This is a genomic window from Massilia sp. 01N410, assembly GCF_056399665.1.
Map to the genome: position 1 here is coordinate 105591 of NZ_JBFTRV010000007.1, position 19320 is coordinate 124910.

The window sequence follows — 19320 nt, forward strand, 5'->3', positions numbered from 1 at the left end:
TGCCAGAATAGAGGGATGTCTCGAGAAACTCTCCCAGCGCGTCCCTACCGCGGCATGTCGCAAGACGAGCGCCGCGCCCAGCGCCGCAGCCAGTTGATCGCCGCCGCCATCGAAGTGTACGGAGAGCGCGGCTACCGCCAGGCCACGGTGAAGGCGGTCTGCGAAGCGGCAGGCCTGACGGAACGCTACTTCTACGAATCCTTCGCCAACAGCGAGGACCTGCTGATCGCGTCGTACAACGCAGTGACGTATTCCGTGTTCGGCGAGATCCGCAAGGCCGCCGAAGAAGCGGGGCCGGTCCGCACCGGGCGCGCGCGCGCCATGCTGCGCGCCTACTTCACGGCCCTGCAAAGGGATCCGCGCTCGGCGCGCGTGTTCCTGGTCGAAATCCGTGGCGTCAGCCGTGCCGTCGACAAGGCCTTCGATGCATCGCTGCGCGCGATCGGCGAGGAAGTCGGCCGCATCGCCGGACCCGAAGCGGAAGGCGCCGACCCGCTGCTGCAGGCCGGCGTGGTGGGCGGCGTGATCCACATCGCGCTGCGCTGGATCGAGGACGACTACAGCCCGGACATCGACAGCGTCACCGACAGCGCGATGCGCCTGGTGATGGTCGACGCCAGGCCCAGGCCCGCGCCCTGAGCTTGCACGGCCCTGGATTCGCTGTTAGCCTGAAGGCATGAAGAGCGCATCCGCCACCCTGGCCATCATTATTCCCGCCATTCCCTCGATGGTGGGTTAGCGCTTGTCAATCATCGCAACCCGCCTGGAGGCGGGTTGTCCAGTGCCTGTCTCCGCGCATTCACTTCAAGGAGACTCACCTATGGCACCGCATCCGCTGCAAGCACTCATCCAGTCCGCCGACCGCGCCATCACCGCCGAGGATTTCGACGCGCTCATGGATTTCTATACCGACGACGCCGTCCTGGTCGTCAAGCCCGGACTGAACGTGGCCGGCAAGGACGGCATTCGCGCGGCCTTCGTGAAGATCGCGGAAATCGTCCGCCATACCCTGCGCGTGGGCCAGGGCAGGATGGAGGTGCTGGAGGCCGGCGACAGCGCGCTGGTGATCATGGAATCGACCCTCGATTACATGGACGCGGACGGGACGCAGGTGCACGCGAACCGCCGCGCCACCTATGTGTTCAGGCGCGGCGCGGACGGGCGCTGGCTGTGCGCGATCGATAATTCCTACGGGACGGCGCTGCTGGACGCCTAGCGGCCGGCGCTCACGGCACGTACACCAGGTGGACTTCGAACAGGTAGCCTGCGCCATGCTCGCGTACCCGCACATCGAGCACCAGGTCGCTGGCGCCTTCGGCCTCGGTGTACAGGTCGACCAGTACATGCCAGTAGCCGTCCATCCACTGGGAGACCGAGGTCTCCCAGGCTTCGTCGGGCAGGCTGACCAGGGTCGCGCCATAATCCTCGATGTTATCGGCGGTGATCTGCGCGTCCTCCGGCGACAGGGGGCTGACCTCGGGGATGCCGCGCGCCAGTTCGAAGTCGCCCTCGCGGAAGGCGTCGACAATGGCGGCGAGGGTTGGCCGCCAGATGGCCGGCACCGGCGTTTGCTGGTCTTCGCTCAGGTCTGCGCTCATGTCTTCGCTCATGGCCAGTCCAGTTCCACCCAGGTCGGCGCGTGGTCGCTCGGTTTCTCGCGCCCGCGCACGTCACGGTCGACGCCGGCCGCTTTCAGCGTCGGCGCGAGCGCCGGGCTGAGCAGCAGGTGGTCGATGCGCAGGCCGGCGTTGCGGCCGTAGGCATCGCGGAAGTAATCCCAGAAGGTGTAGATCACTTCGTCCGGATGCATGGTGCGCAGGGCATCCGTCCAGCCCTGGTCGAGCAGCTTGCGGTAGGCGGCGCGGGTCTCGGGGCGGAACAGGGCGTCGTCGAGCCAGCGCTCGGGCTTGTAGACATCGAGTTCGGTCGGCATCACGTTGTAGTCGCCGCACAGGATCACCGGCGCGCCGGTGTCGATCAATTCCTGGGCGCGCGCATGCAGGCGTTCGAACCAGCGCAGCTTGTAGTCGAACTTCGGACCCGGCGCCGGATTGCCGTTCGGGAGATACAGGCAGCCGATCAGGATGCCGTTCACCGCCGCTTCGATGTAGCGGCTCTGCTCGTCCTCCGGGTCGCCCGGCAGGGCGCGCCCGATTTCCTGCGGTTCCGTATCGCGCGCGAGGATGGCGACGCCGTTCCAGCTTTTCTGGCCGTGCCAGATCGGATGATAGCCGGCGGCACGGATCTCCATTTCCGGGAACTTTTCCTGCGGCGCCTTCAGCTCCTGCAGGCAGGCGACGTCAGGCCGGGTCTCTTCCAGCCATTGCAGCAGGGCGGGCAGGCGGCTGTTGATGCCGTTGACGTTGAAGGTCGCCACTCTCATTCTTCGCTTCATGGTCCGTATCCATGTGGTTGTTTTAATCGAACAATGTGCTTTGGCCAGGGCTACGATAGTGCGCGAATGCCCGCTCGATGTCCTCCTCGACGATTCTATCCTTGCACAGCCTGGGCAGGCGGTCCAGCGGGAAGAATGCGGCGTCCGACACTTCGGGGCCGGGCCTGGGGACTGCGTCGCCGGTACGCTCGCAAAGGAAATAGAATTTGTAGAACTCGCGGGCATCGGGCTTGAACGGCCCCTTGGCCTTGTGCCTGACGCTGTAGAGCTGCTTTGCGACGACATCGATGCATGCTTCTTCCGCGATCTCCTTGACGACATTCTCCGCGGCGGAGAGCCCGACATCGGCGAATCCGCCTGGCAGAGTCCACAAGCCCGAGACCCTTTCCCGAACCAGCAGAATCCGGTCATCTTCGATCACGGCACCGCGGACGTCGTTCATCGGGGTCACATAGGTCCTGGAGCCTGGCGCAAGCGCAGCGATCTGCGTAGTCGGTGCCATGAACAGCTTCGACAACATGGCATCGGCTATCTCCTTGATTTCCCGATAGCGTTCGATGTCGTATTCCCCTTTGGCGTATGCCAGGCCGGTCAGCGCCGAAGCCTGCAGGCGCTTGGCATACGTCAGCCATTCGTTTTCCATTCTTATTCCGTCACAGGCAGGGGAAGTCCCAATGCCCTCAGCCTGAAGCGCAAGTCGGCGGCGCATTGAAAATGAATGCCGCGCAGGCCTTCCTTGGTGGAGGCCTCGACATTGCGAATGCTGTCATCGATAAAAACGGTGTTCTCCGGGACCAGTTTGTAGCGATCGATCAGAAGCCTGAAGATCGCCGGATCCGGCTTCACGAGTTGTTCGCGGCCGGACACCACGATGCCTTCGAACCAGGCAAGGAATGGAAAACGCCTGAGAGCGATGGGGAAGGTTTCGTCCGACCAGTTGGTGAGGGCCAGCAGACGGACATCGAGCGCGCGGAGTTCCGCGAGGACCTCTACGGTCTCCTCGATCGCGCCCGGTATCATCTCTTCCCAACGCTCACGAAAAGCCCTGATATGACGTTCATGGGAAGGGTGTGTTTGAATCGCCATGTCGATTCCATCCTTCCATGAACGGCCCCGGTCTTGCTGCTCGTTCCATTCCATGTTGCACACCTCGGACAGGAAATGCTCCATTGCCGCTTCGTCGTCGGCAAACAGCTTCCTGTACAGGATGCGCGGATCCCATCGAATCAGAACATTGCCGAGATCAAAAACGACGGTGTGAACAAGCGGCGGTACTTGGGGTTGGGTAGTCGGACTCATGGCTCTCCTGGCTGGCCCCTGGATGTTACCTCAAGCAGAGGAGGGGCTGCCGCACCGGTTAGGGGCTGAGCCGGCGTAGTCAAACTACGTAAGGCTGTCGCATGCAATTTCTGAGGTATACCAGCTCGTTTGCCCCGTGCGTGTAAATTAACTACCTCAACCATGTAAATTCTGGCATGCTCTTGCCTGCGGCCGCCCAGGCCGCCAAGATCACGACAACGACCACGAGACCATGAAATTCACCACCTTTGCGGTGGCGTTCGCCTGCGCGTTCGCCGCCTTGACCGCCAGCCCGTTCGCCCAGGCCCAGAACGCCGACCGCCACTTCCTCGGCTTCAAGAGCGTCGGCGGCAAGGGCTACGAGATCGCCACCAGCGACGGCCGCTACCTGATCAAGCCCTACGCGCCCAACATCGTCGAGACCAGCTTCGTGCCCAGCGCGGAAGAGGGCATGCCGCAGGCCGCCTCCCACGCCGTGGTGCTGGCGGCGGGCCAGGTGCCGGTCCGGGTGCAGGAAGACGCGGCGCGCGTCGTGCTCGCCACCGAGGGCATCACGGTCACGGTCGAGAAGTCGCCCTTCCGCATCGGCTACAGCTACAAGGGCAAGCCGCTGGTGGCCGAAAAGCGCGGCTACGGCCGCGGCGACCAGCTGGAGTCGATCGAATTCGCGGTCGACGGCGGCGAAGTCCTGTACGGCGCCGGTTCGCGCGCGGTCGGCATGAACCGCCGCGGCTACCGCTTCCCGCTGTATAACAAGGCCTCCTACGGCTTCGGCAGCCACGCCGAGCAGATGGGTTACGGGATTCCGATGGCGCTGTCCTCGAAGCGCTATGCGATCCACTTCGACAATCCGCAGGCCGGCTACCTCGATCTCGACAGCCGCAAGGACGGCACCCTGCGCTTCGAAGCCATCGGCGGTCCCAAGACCTACCAGGTGGTGGCGGGCGACGACTGGGCCCAGATCATGGACGGCTATACCCGCCTGACGGGCCGCCAGCCGCTGCCGCCGCGCTGGGCCTTCGGCAATTTCGCGAGCCGCTTCGGCTATCACACCGAGCTTGAAACCCGCGCCGTGGTCGACAAGTTCATCGCCGACGGCATTCCGCTGGACGCGGTCGTGCTCGACCTCTACTGGTTCGGCAAGACCGTCAAGGGCACCATGGGCAACCTGGCCTGGGACCGCGACAACTTCCCCCAGCCCGAGAAGATGATGGCGGACTTCCTGCAGAAGGGCGTCAAGACCGTCCTGATCACCGAGCCCTTCATCCTGACGACCTCGAAGCGCTGGAATGAAGCCGCGCAGCGGGGCGTGCTCGCCACCGGCAGCGACGGCAAGCCCCTGCGCTACGATTTCTATTTCGGGAACACGGGCCTGGTCGACGTCTTCAAGCCGGAAGCCCAGACCTGGTTCTGGAACATCTACAAGAACCTGAAGTCGGGCGGCGTGGCCGGGTGGTGGGGCGACCTGGGTGAGCCCGAAGTGCATCCGGCCGAAGCCCGGCACGCGGCCGGCACGGCCGACCAGGTCCACAATATCTACGGCCACGAGTGGGCGCGCCTGATCCACGACGGCTATGCGCGCGACTATCCCGACGAGCGCCCCTTCATCCTGATGCGCTCGGGTTATTCGGGCTCGCAGCGCTTCGGCATGATCCCCTGGTCCGGCGACGTCAGCCGCGGCTGGGGCGGCCTGCAGTCGCAGATGGAGATCTCGCTGCAGATGGGGATGCAGGGCCAGGCCTGGATGCATTCCGACCTCGGCGGCTTTGCCGGTCCGGTGCTGGACGACGAACTCTATGTGCGCTGGCTGCAGTACGGCGTGTTCCAGCCGCTGTTCCGCCCGCACGCCCAGGAAGAGGTGGCGGCCGAGCCGGTGTTCCGCGAACCGAAGACGAAAGCGCTGGCGCGCGAGGCGGTGCGCCTGCGTTACGCGATGCTGCCGTATAGCTACACGATCGCCTTCGAGAACAGCCGCAGCGGCATGCCGATGATGCGTCCGATGCTGTTCGAGGAGCAGGACGAGGAAGCGGCGGCGGCGATCTCTTCGACCTATCTGTGGGGCCCGAGCTTCCTGGTGGCGCCGGTGGTCGAGCCGGGTGCGACGCGCAAGGAAGTGCACTTCCCCGACAAGGGCGTTACGTGGTTCGATTTCCATACCGACGAACCGCACCGTGGCGGCATCACCGAAGTGGTCAAGCCCGTCGCCGACCATATTCCGACCTATGTGCGGGCCGGCGCCTTCGTGCCGCTGGCGAAGGTGGTGCAGAGCACCCGCGACTACTCGACCCGTGCGCTCGACCTGCACTACTGGCACGACGCCGGCGTGAAGAGTTCGTCCGGCCAGCTGTACGACGACGACGGCAAGACCCCGAACGCCTTCGAGGCCGGCAAGTACGAGCTGGTGCGCTTCAGCAGCCGGCTCGATGCCGGCAGGCTCGAGATCGCCCTGCAACCGGAGACCGGCGCCAGCTATGCCCCGACTTCGCATGCCTTCACGCTGAAGGTCCACAACGTGGGGCGACAACCACGTGCCGTGCAGGTCAACGGCAAGGCCCAGGTCTTCCGCTGGGACGCCCGCCGGCGCCTGCTGGAAGTGAGCCTGCCGGCTCTGCGCCAGGCGCCGATGGCGGTGGCGATCGCGCTCTGAGCAGGGCCCCATACGCTTGAGTTGGGGGCGCGCCCGTGTTCAGGCGCGCTCCGGCATGGTCGGCGATTCGTTAAACTGCGGGGAAGCAGAAGCGATCTACCGCACCATGAAGCCTCAACTCCTGCAGGATCTCAACGAAAGCGGCTCAGCGCAGTCCAAGCCGCCAATCCCTGGCGCCGCCGAGCAAGTCACGCGGCCGCGCCCGACCGTCGAGCCGCGTCCGCAAGCGGCGGAGCCCGGCGACACCGTCCCGGCAACGGGATTTGCGCCGCAGCCCCCGGCCTTCGCCGAGCCCATCCCGACGCCAGCGCCAAGGCCGCCGCCGATGCGGGCGACGGCGCAGGCGACCGAACCGTGGGCACCGGCCGACAGCACGGAGGAGCAGGTGCCGGGCTGGCTCGCCGAACGCCTGGCCCTGGACGCCGAGGAGCAGCGGCGCACGGAACGCAGCCGTCTCTGGGGGCGGCGCCTCGTCGCCTGGGGTGCGGCCGGCGTGCTGCTCGCACTGCTGGCCAGCGGCGGCCTCTATCTGTACGACCAGAGCCAGGTCGAAGACGCGCTGGTGGTGGTGGCGAACACGAATCCCGCCCCCGCATCCGCCGCCCCCGGCCTGGAAGCGGCGCAGGCATCGCGGGCCTTGCCGGCAAGGGTGGCGGCGCCCGTCACGCCGGCGCCCGCGCTGGCTGCGCCTGTCAGTGCGGAGGCAAGCACCGCGGAGCGAAGCACCGCGGTGGGCGGATCGGCAGCGGCGCAGACCGACGCCGGCGCAGGCCAGCCCGTGCCGGCCGACGACCAGCCCGCCGACCTGGCGCCGCCGCCCAAGCGCCAGCGCAGCCATGTCCGCAAGCGCGTCAAGGCCGAGGCCAGCGCCAGGGCCGCCGACGCCGAACCCTCGGCCCGCCAGCGCCGCGAGGAAACGCTGATGCAATGCCGCGCCCACGGCTATGACGAACGCCAGTGCCTGCAGCGCGGTTGCGAAATGACCCGCTACGGCTTCGCCTGCAAGGGCTGAGGCCTGAGGCCGCGGCGGGCGGCATCACTCTTCGTGGTGGTGTTTCTCGTACTCGTCGGCCTCGGCCTTGGTGGCGTGCACGATGCCGTCCGGGTGCTCCGGCGGCGTGTACAGGGTGTAAAGGCGCATCGGCTCGGTCTTCGAGGTGTTGATCACGTTGTGCTCGGTACCGGCCGGCACCACCACGGCCACGCCGTCTTCCAGCTTGTGCTCTTCGCCGTCCAGGATGGCGACACCGGTGCCGGCTTCGACGCGGATGAACTGGTCGTGGCCGGTGTGGTGTTCCATGCCGATCTCTTCGCCGGCCTGCAGGGTCATGATGACCAGCTGGCTGCGCGGGGTCGTGTACAGGACCTCGCGGAAGTTGTTACCTGCGAGGGTTTTTTCTTCGATATTGATGCTGTAACCCGACATGCTTGTTCTCCTGTTGACTCAGTTTCGGCAGCTGCCTCTTGCGTTCGACAGCTGCTGCCCAATATCGATTGTATAAGACGGCGGGATTCCGCGCAGGCGGCTACCCCACTGTTATACTCGGGAATTTAAAGTTTCCATAATTTCATGTCGAGCGACCTCAATGCCCAGCGCCGTGCCCAGCTTCTCATCGAGCGGGTGGCGGACTACGCGATCTACATGCTCAACCCGGACGGTACGGTGGCCAGCTGGAACGCCGGCGCCCGCCGCTTCAAGGGTTACGAGGAACAGGAGATCCTCGGTCAGCACTTCTCGCGCTTCTACACGGAAGCCGACCGTGCTGCGGGCGTGCCCGAGCGGGCCCTGAAGACCGCGCTGGAGTCGGGACGCTTCGAGGCCGAAGGCTGGCGCGTGCGCAAGGACGGCAGCCGCTTCTGGGCCTCGGTCGTGATCGACGCGATCCACGACGACCACGGCGAACTGTTCGGCTTTGCCAAGATCACGCGCGACATCACCGACAGGAAGCTGGCCCGCGATGCGCTGCGCCGCACCGAGGAGCAGTTCAAGCTGCTGGTCGACAGCGTGGTCGACTACGCCATCTACATGCTCAGCCCGGAAGGTGTGGTGACGACCTGGAATGCCGGCGCGCGCAAGATCAAAGGTTATGCGGCCGATGAAATCGTCGGCAGCCACTTCAGCCGTTTCTACACGGAGGAAGATCGCCGCAACGGCAAGCCCGAACAGGTGCTGGCCCAGGTGCGCGCGGACGGCCGCTTCGAAGCCGAAGGCCTGCGGGTGCGCAAGGATGGCTCCGCCTTCCGCGCCAGCGTGGTGATCGATGCCATCCACGATCCCGAGGGCAAGCTGGTCGGCTTTGCCAAGATTACCCGCGACATCACCCAGCGCACCCAGTTGGAGGAGGCGCGCCAGGCCCTGCAGCATGGGCAGCGCCTGGAGGCGGTCGGCAAGCTGACCGGCGGCGTGGCCCACGACTTCAACAACATCCTGCAAGTCATCGGCGGCAGCCTGCAGCTCTTGAGCGGCACCGTGGCGGGCATCCCGGCCGCGCAGCGCCACCTGAACATGGCCTTGTCGGCGGTGGACCGCGGCGGCAAGCTGGCGGCACAGCTGCTGGCCTTCGCGCGGCGCCAGCCGCTGCAGCCGGTGGTGCTGAACGCCGGCCGCGTGGTGCGCGGCATGGAGGACCTGGTGCAGCGCGCCGTCGGCGAGACCGTCGAGGTGGAGATGGCGGTGTCGGCCTCGCTGTGGAATACCCTGGTCGACCCGCACCAGCTCGAGAACGTGGTGCTGAACCTGGCGATCAACGCGCGCGATGCGATGCCGAACGGCGGCAAGCTCACTATCGAGCTGTCCAATACCATGCTCGACGATACCTATGTGAGCGCGGCCCATGAGGTGCCTTCGGGGCAGTACGTGCTGCTGGCGATCAGCGACACGGGTAGCGGCATGACGCCCGAGGTGCTGGCGCGCGCCGTCGAACCCTTCTTCACCACCAAGGGCGAGGGACAGGGCACCGGCCTCGGCTTGTCGATGGCCTTCGGCTTCGTCAAGCAGAGCGGCGGCCACTTCCGCATCTACAGTGAAGTCGGCCACGGCACCACGATCAAGGCTTATTTCCCGCGTTCGCTGGAAGCCGAGCAGACGCTGCCGGAACAGGTCGGCGGCGGCGACATGCGCGGCGGCACGGAGACCATCCTGGTGGTCGAGGACGACCTGAACGTGCAGGCCACCGTGGTCGGCATCCTGTCCGAACTCGGCTACCAGGTGCTGCGCGCCGATAACGCCGAGATGGCGCTGGCCGTGCTGCGCGCCGGCGTGCGCTGCGACCTGCTGTTCACCGACGTCGTCATGCCGGGCAAGATCAAGAGCACCGAGATGGCGCGCCAGGCGAGAAGCCTGTTGCCCAACCTGAAGGTGCTGTACACCTCCGGCTACACCCAGAACGCCATCATCCATGGTGGCCGCCTCGACGCCGGTGTGGAACTCCTCAGCAAACCCTATCGCCGCGAGAAGCTGGCCGCCAAGGTGCGCCAGATGCTGGGCGGCCAGGGCCAGCAGGCCGCCGCGGCGCCGGAGCCCCCGGCCCAGCCGGGCCGCGTCGTCCACCCGGACGGCCTGCGCGTGCTGCTGATCGAAGACGATGCCCAGGCCAGGGAACTGTACCGCGACATCCTGGGCACTGCCGGCTACCGCGTCGCCGAAGCGCCGACGGCCGCCGCCGCGATCGCGATCCTGGCGCGCGAGCGCTTCGACGTCGCCGTGGTCGACTACAGCCTGCCCGACCAGGACGGCCTGACCCTGGCGCGCCGGATCGTCGCCGACCATCCGGGTGTGGCGCTGGTGTTCGCGTCCGGCTACGGCAGCCTGGTGGCGGGCGCCTCCGACCTGGCGGCGCGCGTGCTGACCAAGCCGTTCACGGACCTGCAGCTCAAGCAGGCCGTGATCGCCGCCGTCGCCGCGCGAAGGCTGTGATCCCCAGACTGTGACACGTGGCGCACGATTGTTTGCAATCTTGCGCCACGTAAAAACTCTTCATGCTAGCCTTGCTCCATAGCAATTATAAGGAGGAGAAGGCGTGCAATCCCAGGTCAGAAATTCCGTGATGGACGCGATCGGCGAGACCCCGGTCGTCAGGCTTGGCCGGGTGTTTCCGGAGGCGAACGTGGTGGCCAAGCTCGAGTACATGAACCCGGGCGGCAGCATCAAGGACCGCATGGTGCGCTACATGCTGCGCCATATGCCGGCGGGCACCCGCCACGTGGTCGAGAGCTCGTCCGGCAATACCGGCGCCGCCCTCGCCATGGCCAGCGCCGTGCTGGGCCTGCGCTGCGACGTCACGGTGCCGGACACCACCAGTACCGAAAAGCTCAGGCGCATCGCCGCCTACGGCGCCACCGTCCACGCTTGTGCGCCGGACGACTACCATGCTTGCGCCGAAGACCTGGCCCGCGACAACGAAGCCCATTACCTCGACCAGTACTGCACGCCGCTCAACCGCGAAGCGCATTACCGCGACACCGGCCCCGAACTGTGGCGCCAGCTGGCCGGCGAGATCGACGTCTTCGTCTGCGGCGTGGGCTCGGGCGGCACCATCTCCGGCATCGGCCGCTACCTGAAGGAGTGCGACGCACGGGTGCGCGTGATCGGCGTCGAGCCCCTGCACTCGTCCTACCGCAAGCTGGTGACCGACGAGCCTGTCCAGGGGACCCTCGAGACGCGGATCGAAGGCGTCGGCAAGCGCCAGCCTTCGCGCAGCTTCGACCCGGCGGTGGTCGACGACGTGGTGCAGGTGGCGGACGAGGACGCGCTGGCCTGGTGCCGGCGCCTGGCCAGCGAGGAGGGCATCCTGGCAGGTGGATCGAGCGGCTGCGTGGCCGCCGGCATCGCCGGCCTGCTGCCGCATGTGCAGGGCTTGCGTATTGCCACTGTCTTCCCGGACTCGGGCGCCTTCTACCTGTCGAAGTACTTTTAGCGGACCGTCAGGCATGACAAATCTTACTTGTTGAACATATACTGGCGGCTTTATCTTTCCGATCAGGAAATCATGAGCCGCCGTCCTGTTTCCATCCTCGCACTGTCGCTGGCCTTCGCATTCGCGGGCGCAGCCTCCGCCTCGGCTTTCGCCGCCAATGCCGTGGCCGCCGATGCGCCCGCCGTCCAGCGCGACCTGCGCGCCAGCTACACCAAGTACGAGTACCGGATCCCGATGCGGGACGGCACCAGGCTGTTCACCGTAGTCTACGTGCCGAAGGACGGCTCGAAGAGCTATCCCTTCCTGATCAACCGCACGCCATACAGCGCCGGCGTGTACGCCGACGGTGAGCTGCGCTACGGCGAGGACTGGTATCCGACTTCGATCGGCCCGTCGAAGGAATTCGAGGATGCCGGCTACATCTTCGTCAAGCAGGACGTGCGCGGCCGGTATATGTCCGAGGGCAAGTGGCAGGAGATGACCCCGCACCTGAAGGCGCAGCGCGCCGCCGGCGAGGGCCAGGAAAGCCAGGACATGTATGACACCATGGAATGGCTGCTCAAGCACGTCCCCAACAACAACGGCAAGGCCGGCATCTACGGCATCAGCTACCCGGGCTTCTACACCTCGGCCAGCATCATCGATTCCCACCCGTCGATCAAGGCGGCCTCGCCGCAGGCGCCGGTGACGGACCTCTACATGGGCGACGACTCCTATCACGGCGGCGCATTCATGCTGGCGGCGAACTTCGGCTTCTACGCCAACTTCGTCGAGCAGAAAAACCCGACCACCGGCCCGAAGAGCCGCGAGCGCTTCGACTATGGCGCCTCCGACGCCTACGACTTCTACCTGCGCCACCTGACCATGCCGAACATCCTGGCGACCTTGACCGACGGCCAGCGCGCCTACCTGGCGCCGACCATCGAGCACGACACCTACGACCAGTTCTGGCAGACCCGCGACATCTCGCGCCACCTGAAGGGCGTCAAGGCGGCGGTGCTGAGCGTCGGCGGCTGGTTCGACGCCGAAGACCCGCAAGGCCCGTTCACGACCTACCAAGCGGTCAAGAAGTTCAACCCGACCACCTTCAGCGGCCTGGTGATGGGCCCGTGGGTGCACGGCGGCTGGGCGCGCTACGACGGCCAGCAACTGGGCCACGTGCGCTTCGACAGCAAGACCGGCGAATACTTCCGCACCCAGATCCAGTTCCCCTTCTTCGAACAGCACCTGAAGGGCGTGAAGCCGGCCCGGCCGATCGCCGAGGTGACCGTGTTCGAGACCGGCTCCAACGTCTGGCGCCAGTACACGGCCTGGCCGCCGGCGCCGGCCAAGGCCCGCATGCTCTACCTGGCACCGGGCGGGAAGCTGAGCTGGACCCAGCCCGCCGCCGGCGCCGACTATGACGAGTACGTATCGGATCCGAAGAAGCCGGTGCCCTACATCGGCTACCCCTCGCTAGGGGTGCCGCAGGAATACATGGTGTCCGACCAGCGCTTTGCCGCCACCCGTCCGGACGTGCTGACCTACCAGTCGGACGTACTGGAAGAGGACGTCACCATCGCCGGACCGGTCACGCCCAAGCTGTTCGTCTCGACCACCGGCACGGACGCCGACTGGGTCGTCAAGCTGATCGATGTGTATCCGAACGAGTACCCGTCCGGCGAACGCGGCCCACGCGGCAAGGACGTCGGCGCGCCCGAGACCAGCCTGGCCGGCTTCCAGCAACTGGTGCGCGGCAACCCGCTGCGCGGCAAATTCCGCAACAGCTTCGAGAAACCGGAGCCTTTCGTGCCGGGCAAGATCGAGGCAATCAGCTACCATCTGGGCGACGTCAACCACACCTTCCGGCGCGGCCACCGCATCATGGTGCAGGTGCAGAGTTCCTGGTTCCCGCTGATCGACCTGAACCCGCAGACCTTCACCTCGATTCCGAAGGCCAGGCCGGAAGACTTCAAGGCCGCGACCCAGCGTGTCTACCATGCGGCGCAGACGCCTTCGGGACTGCAGCTGATGGTAATGCCGGGGCATTGATGCGCGTGCGCGGCCGTTCGAAAGGAGCAGCAGGATGAGCGACCGCGTACCAGTCGAGCTAAGCAAAGCCTACCGCCTGATGAACCACGGCCCGACCGTGATCGTCACCAGCCACCACGGCGGGCGGTCCAACATCATGTCGGCGGCGTGGTCGATGCCGCTCGACTTCGATCCGCCCAAGGTGGCGGTGGTGATCGACAAGTCGACCTTTACCCGCGGGCTGATCGAGGCCTCGGGCGAGTTCGTGCTGAACATTCCGTCGCGGGCGCAGGCGCGCCTGACCGTCGATGTCGGCAACGAGACCGGCGCCGAGGTCGACAAGTTCGCTGCGCACGGCATTGCCACCGCCGCGGGATCGAAAGTAGCCGCGCCGCTGGTCGAAGGCTGCCTGGGCTGGCTGGAGTGCCGGCTGATTCCGGAGCCGCACATCCAGCAGGCCTACGATCTCTTCCTCGGCGAAGTCGTGGCCGCCTGGGCCGATCCCGCCGTGTTCGACGGCGCGCACTGGAAGATGGAAGAGGGCGGCATGCGCAGCATTCATTACGTGGCGGGCGGCCACTTCTTCGAGATCGGGGCGCCGTTCTTTGCCGGGGACGACATGGGCTGATTGCGCGCCGGCGCCATCAAGGCTTGTGGCCGTGATGACAATACCCTAAGATTGTCATTCCAATCACTTTCGTATCGGGCGCGCCCATGAAGCGGATCATCTCGACTCTCATTCTCGCCGCGGCACTGTCTCATACGGGAGGATCCGCGCTTGCCGAGGAAACCCGGTTCAAGCTGCCCTCGATCGACGCGGCGCGCTGCAAGTTTCCCGGCTACCCAAAGCCGGCCTTGCGAAGGGGCGAGGAAGGCCTGGTCATCGTCGGCGTCCAGGTGGATGAAAGCGGCGCCGTGCTCGACTCTACAATCCTGTTGTCCAGCGGTTCGGCCGACCTCGACCAGGCCGCGCAGACCGCCTTCAGGAAATGTCCCCATACGCCAGGCATGCTCAACGACCGGCCGGTGACGATGTGGGGGCAGGTCCAGTATGTGTGGACGATGGAGCCGTCGAGCGGCAAGCTGTGGAAGGGGCTCCAGCAAGCCGCTCTCGACGGCAACCTGGAAGCGCGCTATGCGCTTGGCGCGCTGCTGAGCGGGCCAAGCAGGACCGAGGCCGAGCAGGCGGCGGGCCTGAAGCTGGTGATCAGCGCGGCCGAAGCCGGGCAGCCCATGGCGCAGATCGCGCTGGCTTCCAAGTACGAGTCCGGAAAGCAGGTTCCCAGGGATCTCGCCGAAGCGCACCGCCTGTACGCCGAGGCCGCCGCGCAGGGCAACGTCGTCGCGATCGACCACTTGCGCGTGCTGGGCGATGCACACTGAGGGTGCTTCAGGACCCATGACGTGGCGGGCGGCCACGTTCCGGGCGACCCCGGCGTCCACGTGCCGGCGATGCCGGTCGATTCCTCCCTGTCGACCCTGAGCGTCGACGCCCGCCCGCGCTAGCGATAGCTCTCGAGTGCGCGCAGCTCGGCCGTCCGCTGCGAGGTCAGCAAGGTCCTGATCGCGTCCGCGCCTGGACCCGAAGGCAGGCTGGCGCGGAAGGCGAGGAAGGCGTCGCGGTAGGCCAGCCAGAGGCGCTGGTCCTTGCGCACGTCGGCGTGTTCGATGGTCGAGTCGCCGATGCGGCCGGGATGGCCGTCCTGGGTCGACGGAATCGCCATGACCCTGCCATAGGCCTCGTTCAGCTGGCGGTCCCATTGCGCGAAGTCCTCGGCCGACGCCGGCGGCAGCTTTCCGGCGACTGTGTCGAGCATGGCTTGCATGGCTTGTTCGCGCAGCTTGGCCTGGCGCTGGAACGCGAAGTCCGCTGCAGCCGTGCCGCGGGCGTCGTTCTCGCCGCTGCCGGCTTCGCTGGCGTAGCGCTCCGCCGCCTGGCGAAGCTTCGAGAATGCTGCGCGGCTTGCGGCAGGAAGCGCGCGTTCCATTCGCTCCAGGCGGGAATTGCGCGTCCGACCGTTCTGCGTTTCCCGCCGCTGCGCGCAGACGGCGCCCATATAGCCGCTGGTGATGTCGTCGCAGACATCGATGGGTTTGTCCTGTGCCTGCGCGCCGGCGAGATGGGCGACGCGCGACGTCATCTCGGCCTTTGCGATGTAGTCGACGATGCAGGCGTGATGAATCGCACGGTCCATATCGCGCGCCACCCCGTAGCCGTTCGCATACAGCATCATCAGCACGCCGTTGTCGTTCTTCGCCAGCGCGCAGGCGCGGACCTGATCCCATTCGGCCTGCGACGTGCTGGCCTGGCTGCGCTTGCGGTCATAGAGGTCGATGGCGTCGCAGTCCTGCGCCGCCCTGACTTGTGCAGGCGCAGGCGCCGGCTGCAGTCGTTCGACCCGCATGCACTGCTTGTACCAGTCCTCATCCTTTGAAAACGGCACCCCGAAGTTGGCGGTGTTCGGATAGGGGCCGGCAGCCAGCACCGCAGCCGATGCGGCCAGCGCCATCGCCGCCCAGGCCAAGGCAAGGCGTCTCATGCTACCCGATGGCTCAGAACTTCATTCAGCCGCGCCACCAGATTCAGCCGCGCCTCGGTCGCATGATGGTCGGACATCTCGACCGCCCGCGCGACGTCGCCGGCCGCGATCGCCTGCGCCATCGCCTCGTGCTCGTCCCAGATCGATTCGCGCTGCATCGCCGACTGCAGCACCGCCCCCATCACGCGCCGCAGGTGCACCCAGTGGAACTGGGTCGTCTCGAAGATCAGCGGATTGCCCGAGGCCTGGTAGATCGCCGTGTGGAAGGCGATGTCGGCGTCGATCATCGCTTTCACGTCCTTGCCGCGCGAAGCCTTGCGGCCGTTGGCGATGATCTGCGGGTCGATGGCGGCCCTGCGTTCGGCGGCCAGGCGCGCCGCCAGGGTGTCGAGGGCGCCGCGCACCTGGTAGAGGTTGCCGATCCATTGCGGATCCAGTTCCGCCACCAGCACGCCGCGTCCCGGCGCATCCTTCACCAGACCGTCCTTCTTCAGCAGGCGCAGGGCCTGCAGCACGGGCGAGCGCGAGACGTCCATCTGCTCGGCGATTTCTTCCTGGGTGATGCGGGCGCCGGGCGGCAGCGAGCCGTCGCTGATGGCGTCGAGCAGTGTTTGATAGACCTGGTCGACGAGGTCCGGACGTACCTGAATTTTCGATAGTTGTTTGAGCATGGGTTCACCTTTGTATTCAGTATACGTCCAGTTGACCCGAAGTCAATTTATTAAGCCGAGTCACCGGAGCAGGAGCGCGCGATACAAAAAATCGGTTGACAAGCGATCCACGGAAGCGAACAATGTATTCTGTATACAGAACACAGAGTGGGCGGAATCGTAAGAAAGATTCCCGGCCGCAAACTGTGCGAGCGACAAAAATTTTTTGCCTGTATGCTTTGTATACAGAATACGGAACACGGATGCGCCTCCGGGACGCAGCCACCATCGAGCCAGAGGAGACACACAATGAACACCCGCGACAAGACCGCCGAAGCCGCAGCCCAGACCCAAGCGGTTGCGAAGAAACTGATCCCGTACGGCGGCTACCACACCAATAAAGTGCCGGGCCACGATCCGGAGCTGACCGAAGTCGGCCCCGGCACGCCGATGGGCGAGTACATGCGCCGCTTCTGGCATCCGGTCTGCATGTCGATGGAACTGACCGATACCCCGCACTTCCTGAAGATCCTCGGCGAAGAGCTGGTCGCCTTCCGCGACGGCTCCGGCCGCGTCGGCCTGCTGCATGCCCATTGCGTGCACCGTGGCGCCTCGCTGGAATATGGCGCGATCCAGGAAAAGGGCATCATGTGCTGCTACCACGGCATGGTGTTCGACGTCGACGGGACCTGCCTGCACGTGCCGTTCCCGAATGGCGAGGAGAAGGAAGCCGAGAAGTACGCCTGCTCCATCAAGCAAGGCGCGTACAAGGCCTTCGAGCGCCACGGCCTGGTGTTCGCCTATATGGGCCCGCCGGAAGACGAACCGCCTTTCCCCGAGTGGGAGGGTAACTTCACGGTGGCCGAGGGCGATGAACTGGTCCCCTACAGTAACTTCCAGCACTGTAACTGGCTGCAGGTGCAGGACAACGCCGCCGACAACTTCCACCCGACCGCGCTGCACTCCGCCAAGAACGTCGTCAACAAGCAGTACCAGGGCACGACCTTCGACGAAGTCGGCGCCGCCTCGATGGAAGTCGCGCCGGACATGCAGTTCATCCCCGTGCACGGCGGCCGCGGCCTGGCCTGCGCCGGCGCCCGCCGCGTGAACAAGGACAAGCTCTTCGTGCGCGTCCAGCACCAGGTACTGCCCAACCTCAGCCTGCACGCCTACACCTCGGAAGACGGCTCGAACAAGAAGCTGTTCTCGCGCTTCCACATCATCCGCTGGACCGTGCCGGTCGACGACGTCAATTCGAAGATGATCGGCTGGCGCGTGATGGGCCCCGGTATCGACACCCGCGGCATCGGCAACAAGGAGATGGTCGGCTACGAGACCATCGACTTCCTCGAAGGCCAGGTGGCGATGCGCCGTCCCGAACGCTTCGGCAAGTACAAGCTCGAAGACATGCCGCCGATCCCCTCGGACCACCGCGCACGCCACAACTACAAGGAGTGCCAGTACGCGCCGGGCGACTACGAAGCCATCATCAGCCAGCGCCCGATCGCGGTGCACGCGCTGGAGAACCCGACCAAGTTCGACGCCGGCGTGTTCCTGTTCCGGAAGATGCTGCGCGACGCCGTCCGCGGCAGCAACCCGGCCGCCGGTCCGCGGGAATTCGCGCAGTGGCTGCGCGATAACGCGGCCGCGCCGAACAGCTACTGCTCGGGCAATGTGCTGGAGGTGCCGGAAGGCGGAACCGTCAAGGAAGAGGTGGCGCGCCGCCGCCATGTGACGCGCCAGATCGTCGCCATCCTCACGCAAAGCGAAAACATGAAGGGCGACGAACGCGCGGCCTTCGTGCGCCAGAAGTTCGACGAGCTGGAACAGTCGACCAGGCAGTAATCCCGCGGGAGACCCGACATGGAAATGACCCAGACCCATATCATCAGCCGCGACAGGAGCAAGCTGTCGCTGCTGGTGAAGCAAATCCGCTTCGAGGCGAGCGGCATCAATTCGTACGAACTGGTGCACCCGCAGGGCGAGGAGCTGCCGTCCTTCAGCGCCGGCGCACACATCGACGTCCATCTTCCGAACGGGATGACGCGCCAGTACTCGCTGTGCAATCCGCCGGCCGAGCGCCACCGCTACGTGATCGCGGTCCTGCGCGACGAGAAGGGACGTGGCGGTTCGAAGGCCCTGCATGACGCGCTGCGGGTGCAGGACCTGGCCACGGTCAGCGCACCGCGCAACAACTTCGAACTGGTGCCGCAGGCGAAGAAGGTGATCCTGCTGGCAGGCGGCATCGGCGTGACCCCGCTGAAGTCGATGGCGCATGCGCTCGACCATGCCGGCATCCCCTTCGAGCTGCACTACTGCGCCCGCAATCCCGGCTGCGCCGCGTTCAGGGAAGAACTCGGTATCGCCTGGGAACACGGCAAGCTGGTGCACCACTTCGACCACGGCAATCCGGCCGACGGCCTCGATATCGGCGCGCTGTTGCGCGAGCCGGAAGAGGGCGCCCACCTGTTCTACTGCGGCCCGGCCGGCTTCATGAAAGCCTGTGCGGAAGCGTCCGGCCACTGGCCGGCCGGCACCGTCCACTGCGAGCACTTCAAGGCGCCCGAGCCCGCGCCCGACACCGGGGCACTGGCGCCCGGCGCCTTCATGGTGAGGATCGCCAGCAGCGGCGCCCTGCTCGAAGTGCCGGCCGACCGCAGCATCGCCGACGTGCTGGAACAGAACGGCATCCGCATCGAGACTTCCTGCCAGGCCGGCCTGTGCGCGACCTGCAAGATCCGCTATATCGAGGGCGAGGTCGACCACCGCGACTACATCCTCGGCGACGACGAACACGGCCAGTTCCTGACGGCCTGCGTGTCGCGCGCCACCAGCCCCGTGCTGGTACTGGACCTCTAAACGC

18 protein-coding genes are annotated in these 19320 nt (G+C 65.9%); 11 read left to right on the forward strand and 7 right to left on the reverse strand.

The annotated features are described in order from the left end of the window. Positions 1 to 15: 15 nt before the first annotated feature. Positions 16 to 639: a TetR/AcrR family transcriptional regulator gene (locus tag AC1DOP_RS11745; protein ID WP_442121483.1), complete on the forward strand. Its 624-nt coding sequence runs from the start codon at positions 16 to 18 to the stop codon at positions 637 to 639. Between the two features lie 181 nt (positions 640 to 820). Beyond that, positions 821 to 1216, forward strand: coding sequence for a YybH family protein (locus AC1DOP_RS11750; protein ID WP_477251263.1), 396 nt, complete (start codon positions 821 to 823; stop codon positions 1214 to 1216). Positions 1217 to 1226: 10 nt separating this feature from the next. Here AC1DOP_RS11750 and AC1DOP_RS11755 read toward each other — a convergent pair whose 3' ends face one another. Genes AC1DOP_RS11755 through AC1DOP_RS11770 form a run of 4 tightly spaced genes read right to left on the reverse strand, consistent with a single transcriptional unit; the run spans position 1227 to position 3694 of the window. After that, a complete protein-coding gene (locus AC1DOP_RS11755; RefSeq protein WP_477251265.1) occupies positions 1227 to 1598 on the reverse strand; it encodes a DUF7668 domain-containing protein in 372 nt (123 codons plus the stop codon). An 8-nt stretch (positions 1599 to 1606) separates the two neighbouring features. Next, positions 1607 to 2383, reverse strand: a complete 777-nt coding sequence (xth, locus tag AC1DOP_RS11760) for an exodeoxyribonuclease III (protein ID WP_477251516.1) — start codon at positions 2381 to 2383, stop codon at positions 1607 to 1609. 34 nt (positions 2384 to 2417) lie between these two features. Then, on the reverse strand, positions 2418 to 3038 hold the full coding sequence (locus AC1DOP_RS11765; protein WP_477251267.1) for an NUDIX hydrolase: 621 nt from the start codon (positions 3036 to 3038) through the stop codon (positions 2418 to 2420). A 2-nt stretch (positions 3039 to 3040) separates the two neighbouring features. Next, the gene (locus tag AC1DOP_RS11770) at positions 3041 to 3694 is read right to left on the reverse strand and encodes an HAD family hydrolase (RefSeq protein ID WP_477251271.1); all 654 of its coding nucleotides are present in this window, start codon (positions 3692 to 3694) and stop codon (positions 3041 to 3043) included. A gap of 232 nt (positions 3695 to 3926) precedes the next feature. Here AC1DOP_RS11770 and AC1DOP_RS11775 point away from each other — a divergent pair, with 232 nt between their 5' ends. Both AC1DOP_RS11775 and AC1DOP_RS11780 read left to right on the forward strand, forming a co-directional pair. Further along, positions 3927 to 6341, forward strand: coding sequence for a glycoside hydrolase family 31 protein (locus AC1DOP_RS11775; RefSeq protein WP_477251273.1), 2415 nt, complete (start codon positions 3927 to 3929; stop codon positions 6339 to 6341). Positions 6342 to 6447: 106 nt separating this feature from the next. Next, complete coding sequence (locus AC1DOP_RS11780) at positions 6448 to 7353, forward strand: hypothetical protein (protein WP_477251275.1); 906 nt, start codon at positions 6448 to 6450, stop codon at positions 7351 to 7353. Between the two features lie 24 nt (positions 7354 to 7377). Here AC1DOP_RS11780 and AC1DOP_RS11785 read toward each other — a convergent pair whose 3' ends face one another. Further along, entirely contained in the window at positions 7378 to 7767 is a 390-nt protein-coding gene (locus AC1DOP_RS11785; RefSeq protein WP_477251277.1) for a cupin domain-containing protein, read from the reverse strand. Between the two features lie 144 nt (positions 7768 to 7911). Here AC1DOP_RS11785 and AC1DOP_RS11790 point away from each other — a divergent pair, with 144 nt between their 5' ends. The 5 genes from AC1DOP_RS11790 (at position 7912) to AC1DOP_RS11810 (ending at position 14650) form a co-directional block, all read left to right on the forward strand. Beyond that, positions 7912 to 10257, forward strand: coding sequence for a hybrid sensor histidine kinase/response regulator (locus AC1DOP_RS11790; RefSeq protein ID WP_477251279.1), 2346 nt, complete (start codon positions 7912 to 7914; stop codon positions 10255 to 10257). A 103-nt stretch (positions 10258 to 10360) separates the two neighbouring features. Further along, positions 10361 to 11257: a PLP-dependent cysteine synthase family protein gene (locus AC1DOP_RS11795; RefSeq protein ID WP_477251281.1), complete on the forward strand. Its 897-nt coding sequence runs from the start codon at positions 10361 to 10363 to the stop codon at positions 11255 to 11257. Positions 11258 to 11329: 72 nt separating this feature from the next. Beyond that, positions 11330 to 13288, forward strand: a complete 1959-nt coding sequence (locus AC1DOP_RS11800) for a CocE/NonD family hydrolase (protein WP_477251283.1) — start codon at positions 11330 to 11332, stop codon at positions 13286 to 13288. A gap of 34 nt (positions 13289 to 13322) precedes the next feature. Beyond that, a complete protein-coding gene (locus tag AC1DOP_RS11805) occupies positions 13323 to 13895 on the forward strand; it encodes a flavin reductase family protein (RefSeq protein ID WP_477251285.1) in 573 nt (190 codons plus the stop codon). A gap of 86 nt (positions 13896 to 13981) precedes the next feature. After that, on the forward strand, positions 13982 to 14650 hold the full coding sequence (locus tag AC1DOP_RS11810) for a TonB family protein (protein WP_477251287.1): 669 nt from the start codon (positions 13982 to 13984) through the stop codon (positions 14648 to 14650). A 119-nt stretch (positions 14651 to 14769) separates the two neighbouring features. Here AC1DOP_RS11810 and AC1DOP_RS11815 read toward each other — a convergent pair whose 3' ends face one another. Beyond that, positions 14770 to 15807 carry a lysozyme inhibitor LprI family protein gene (locus tag AC1DOP_RS11815; protein ID WP_477251289.1) on the reverse strand — a complete coding sequence of 346 codons (1038 nt, stop codon included), beginning with the start codon at positions 15805 to 15807 and terminating at the stop codon, positions 14770 to 14772. After that, positions 15804 to 16478, reverse strand: coding sequence for a GntR family transcriptional regulator (locus AC1DOP_RS11820; RefSeq protein ID WP_442121469.1), 675 nt, complete (start codon positions 16476 to 16478; stop codon positions 15804 to 15806). The genes AC1DOP_RS11815 and AC1DOP_RS11820 overlap by 4 nt, the downstream gene beginning before the upstream one ends. Positions 16479 to 16766: 288 nt before the next feature. On the opposite strand from AC1DOP_RS11820, the gene AC1DOP_RS11825 reads away from it, so the two are divergent. Together AC1DOP_RS11825 and AC1DOP_RS11830 are read left to right on the forward strand one after the other, a co-directional pair. Further along, on the forward strand, positions 16767 to 18302 hold the full coding sequence (locus AC1DOP_RS11825) for a Rieske 2Fe-2S domain-containing protein (protein WP_477251291.1): 1536 nt from the start codon (positions 16767 to 16769) through the stop codon (positions 18300 to 18302). Positions 18303 to 18320: 18 nt separating this feature from the next. After that, positions 18321 to 19316, forward strand: coding sequence for a PDR/VanB family oxidoreductase (locus AC1DOP_RS11830; protein WP_442121467.1), 996 nt, complete (start codon positions 18321 to 18323; stop codon positions 19314 to 19316). Positions 19317 to 19320: the final 4 nt, after the last annotated feature.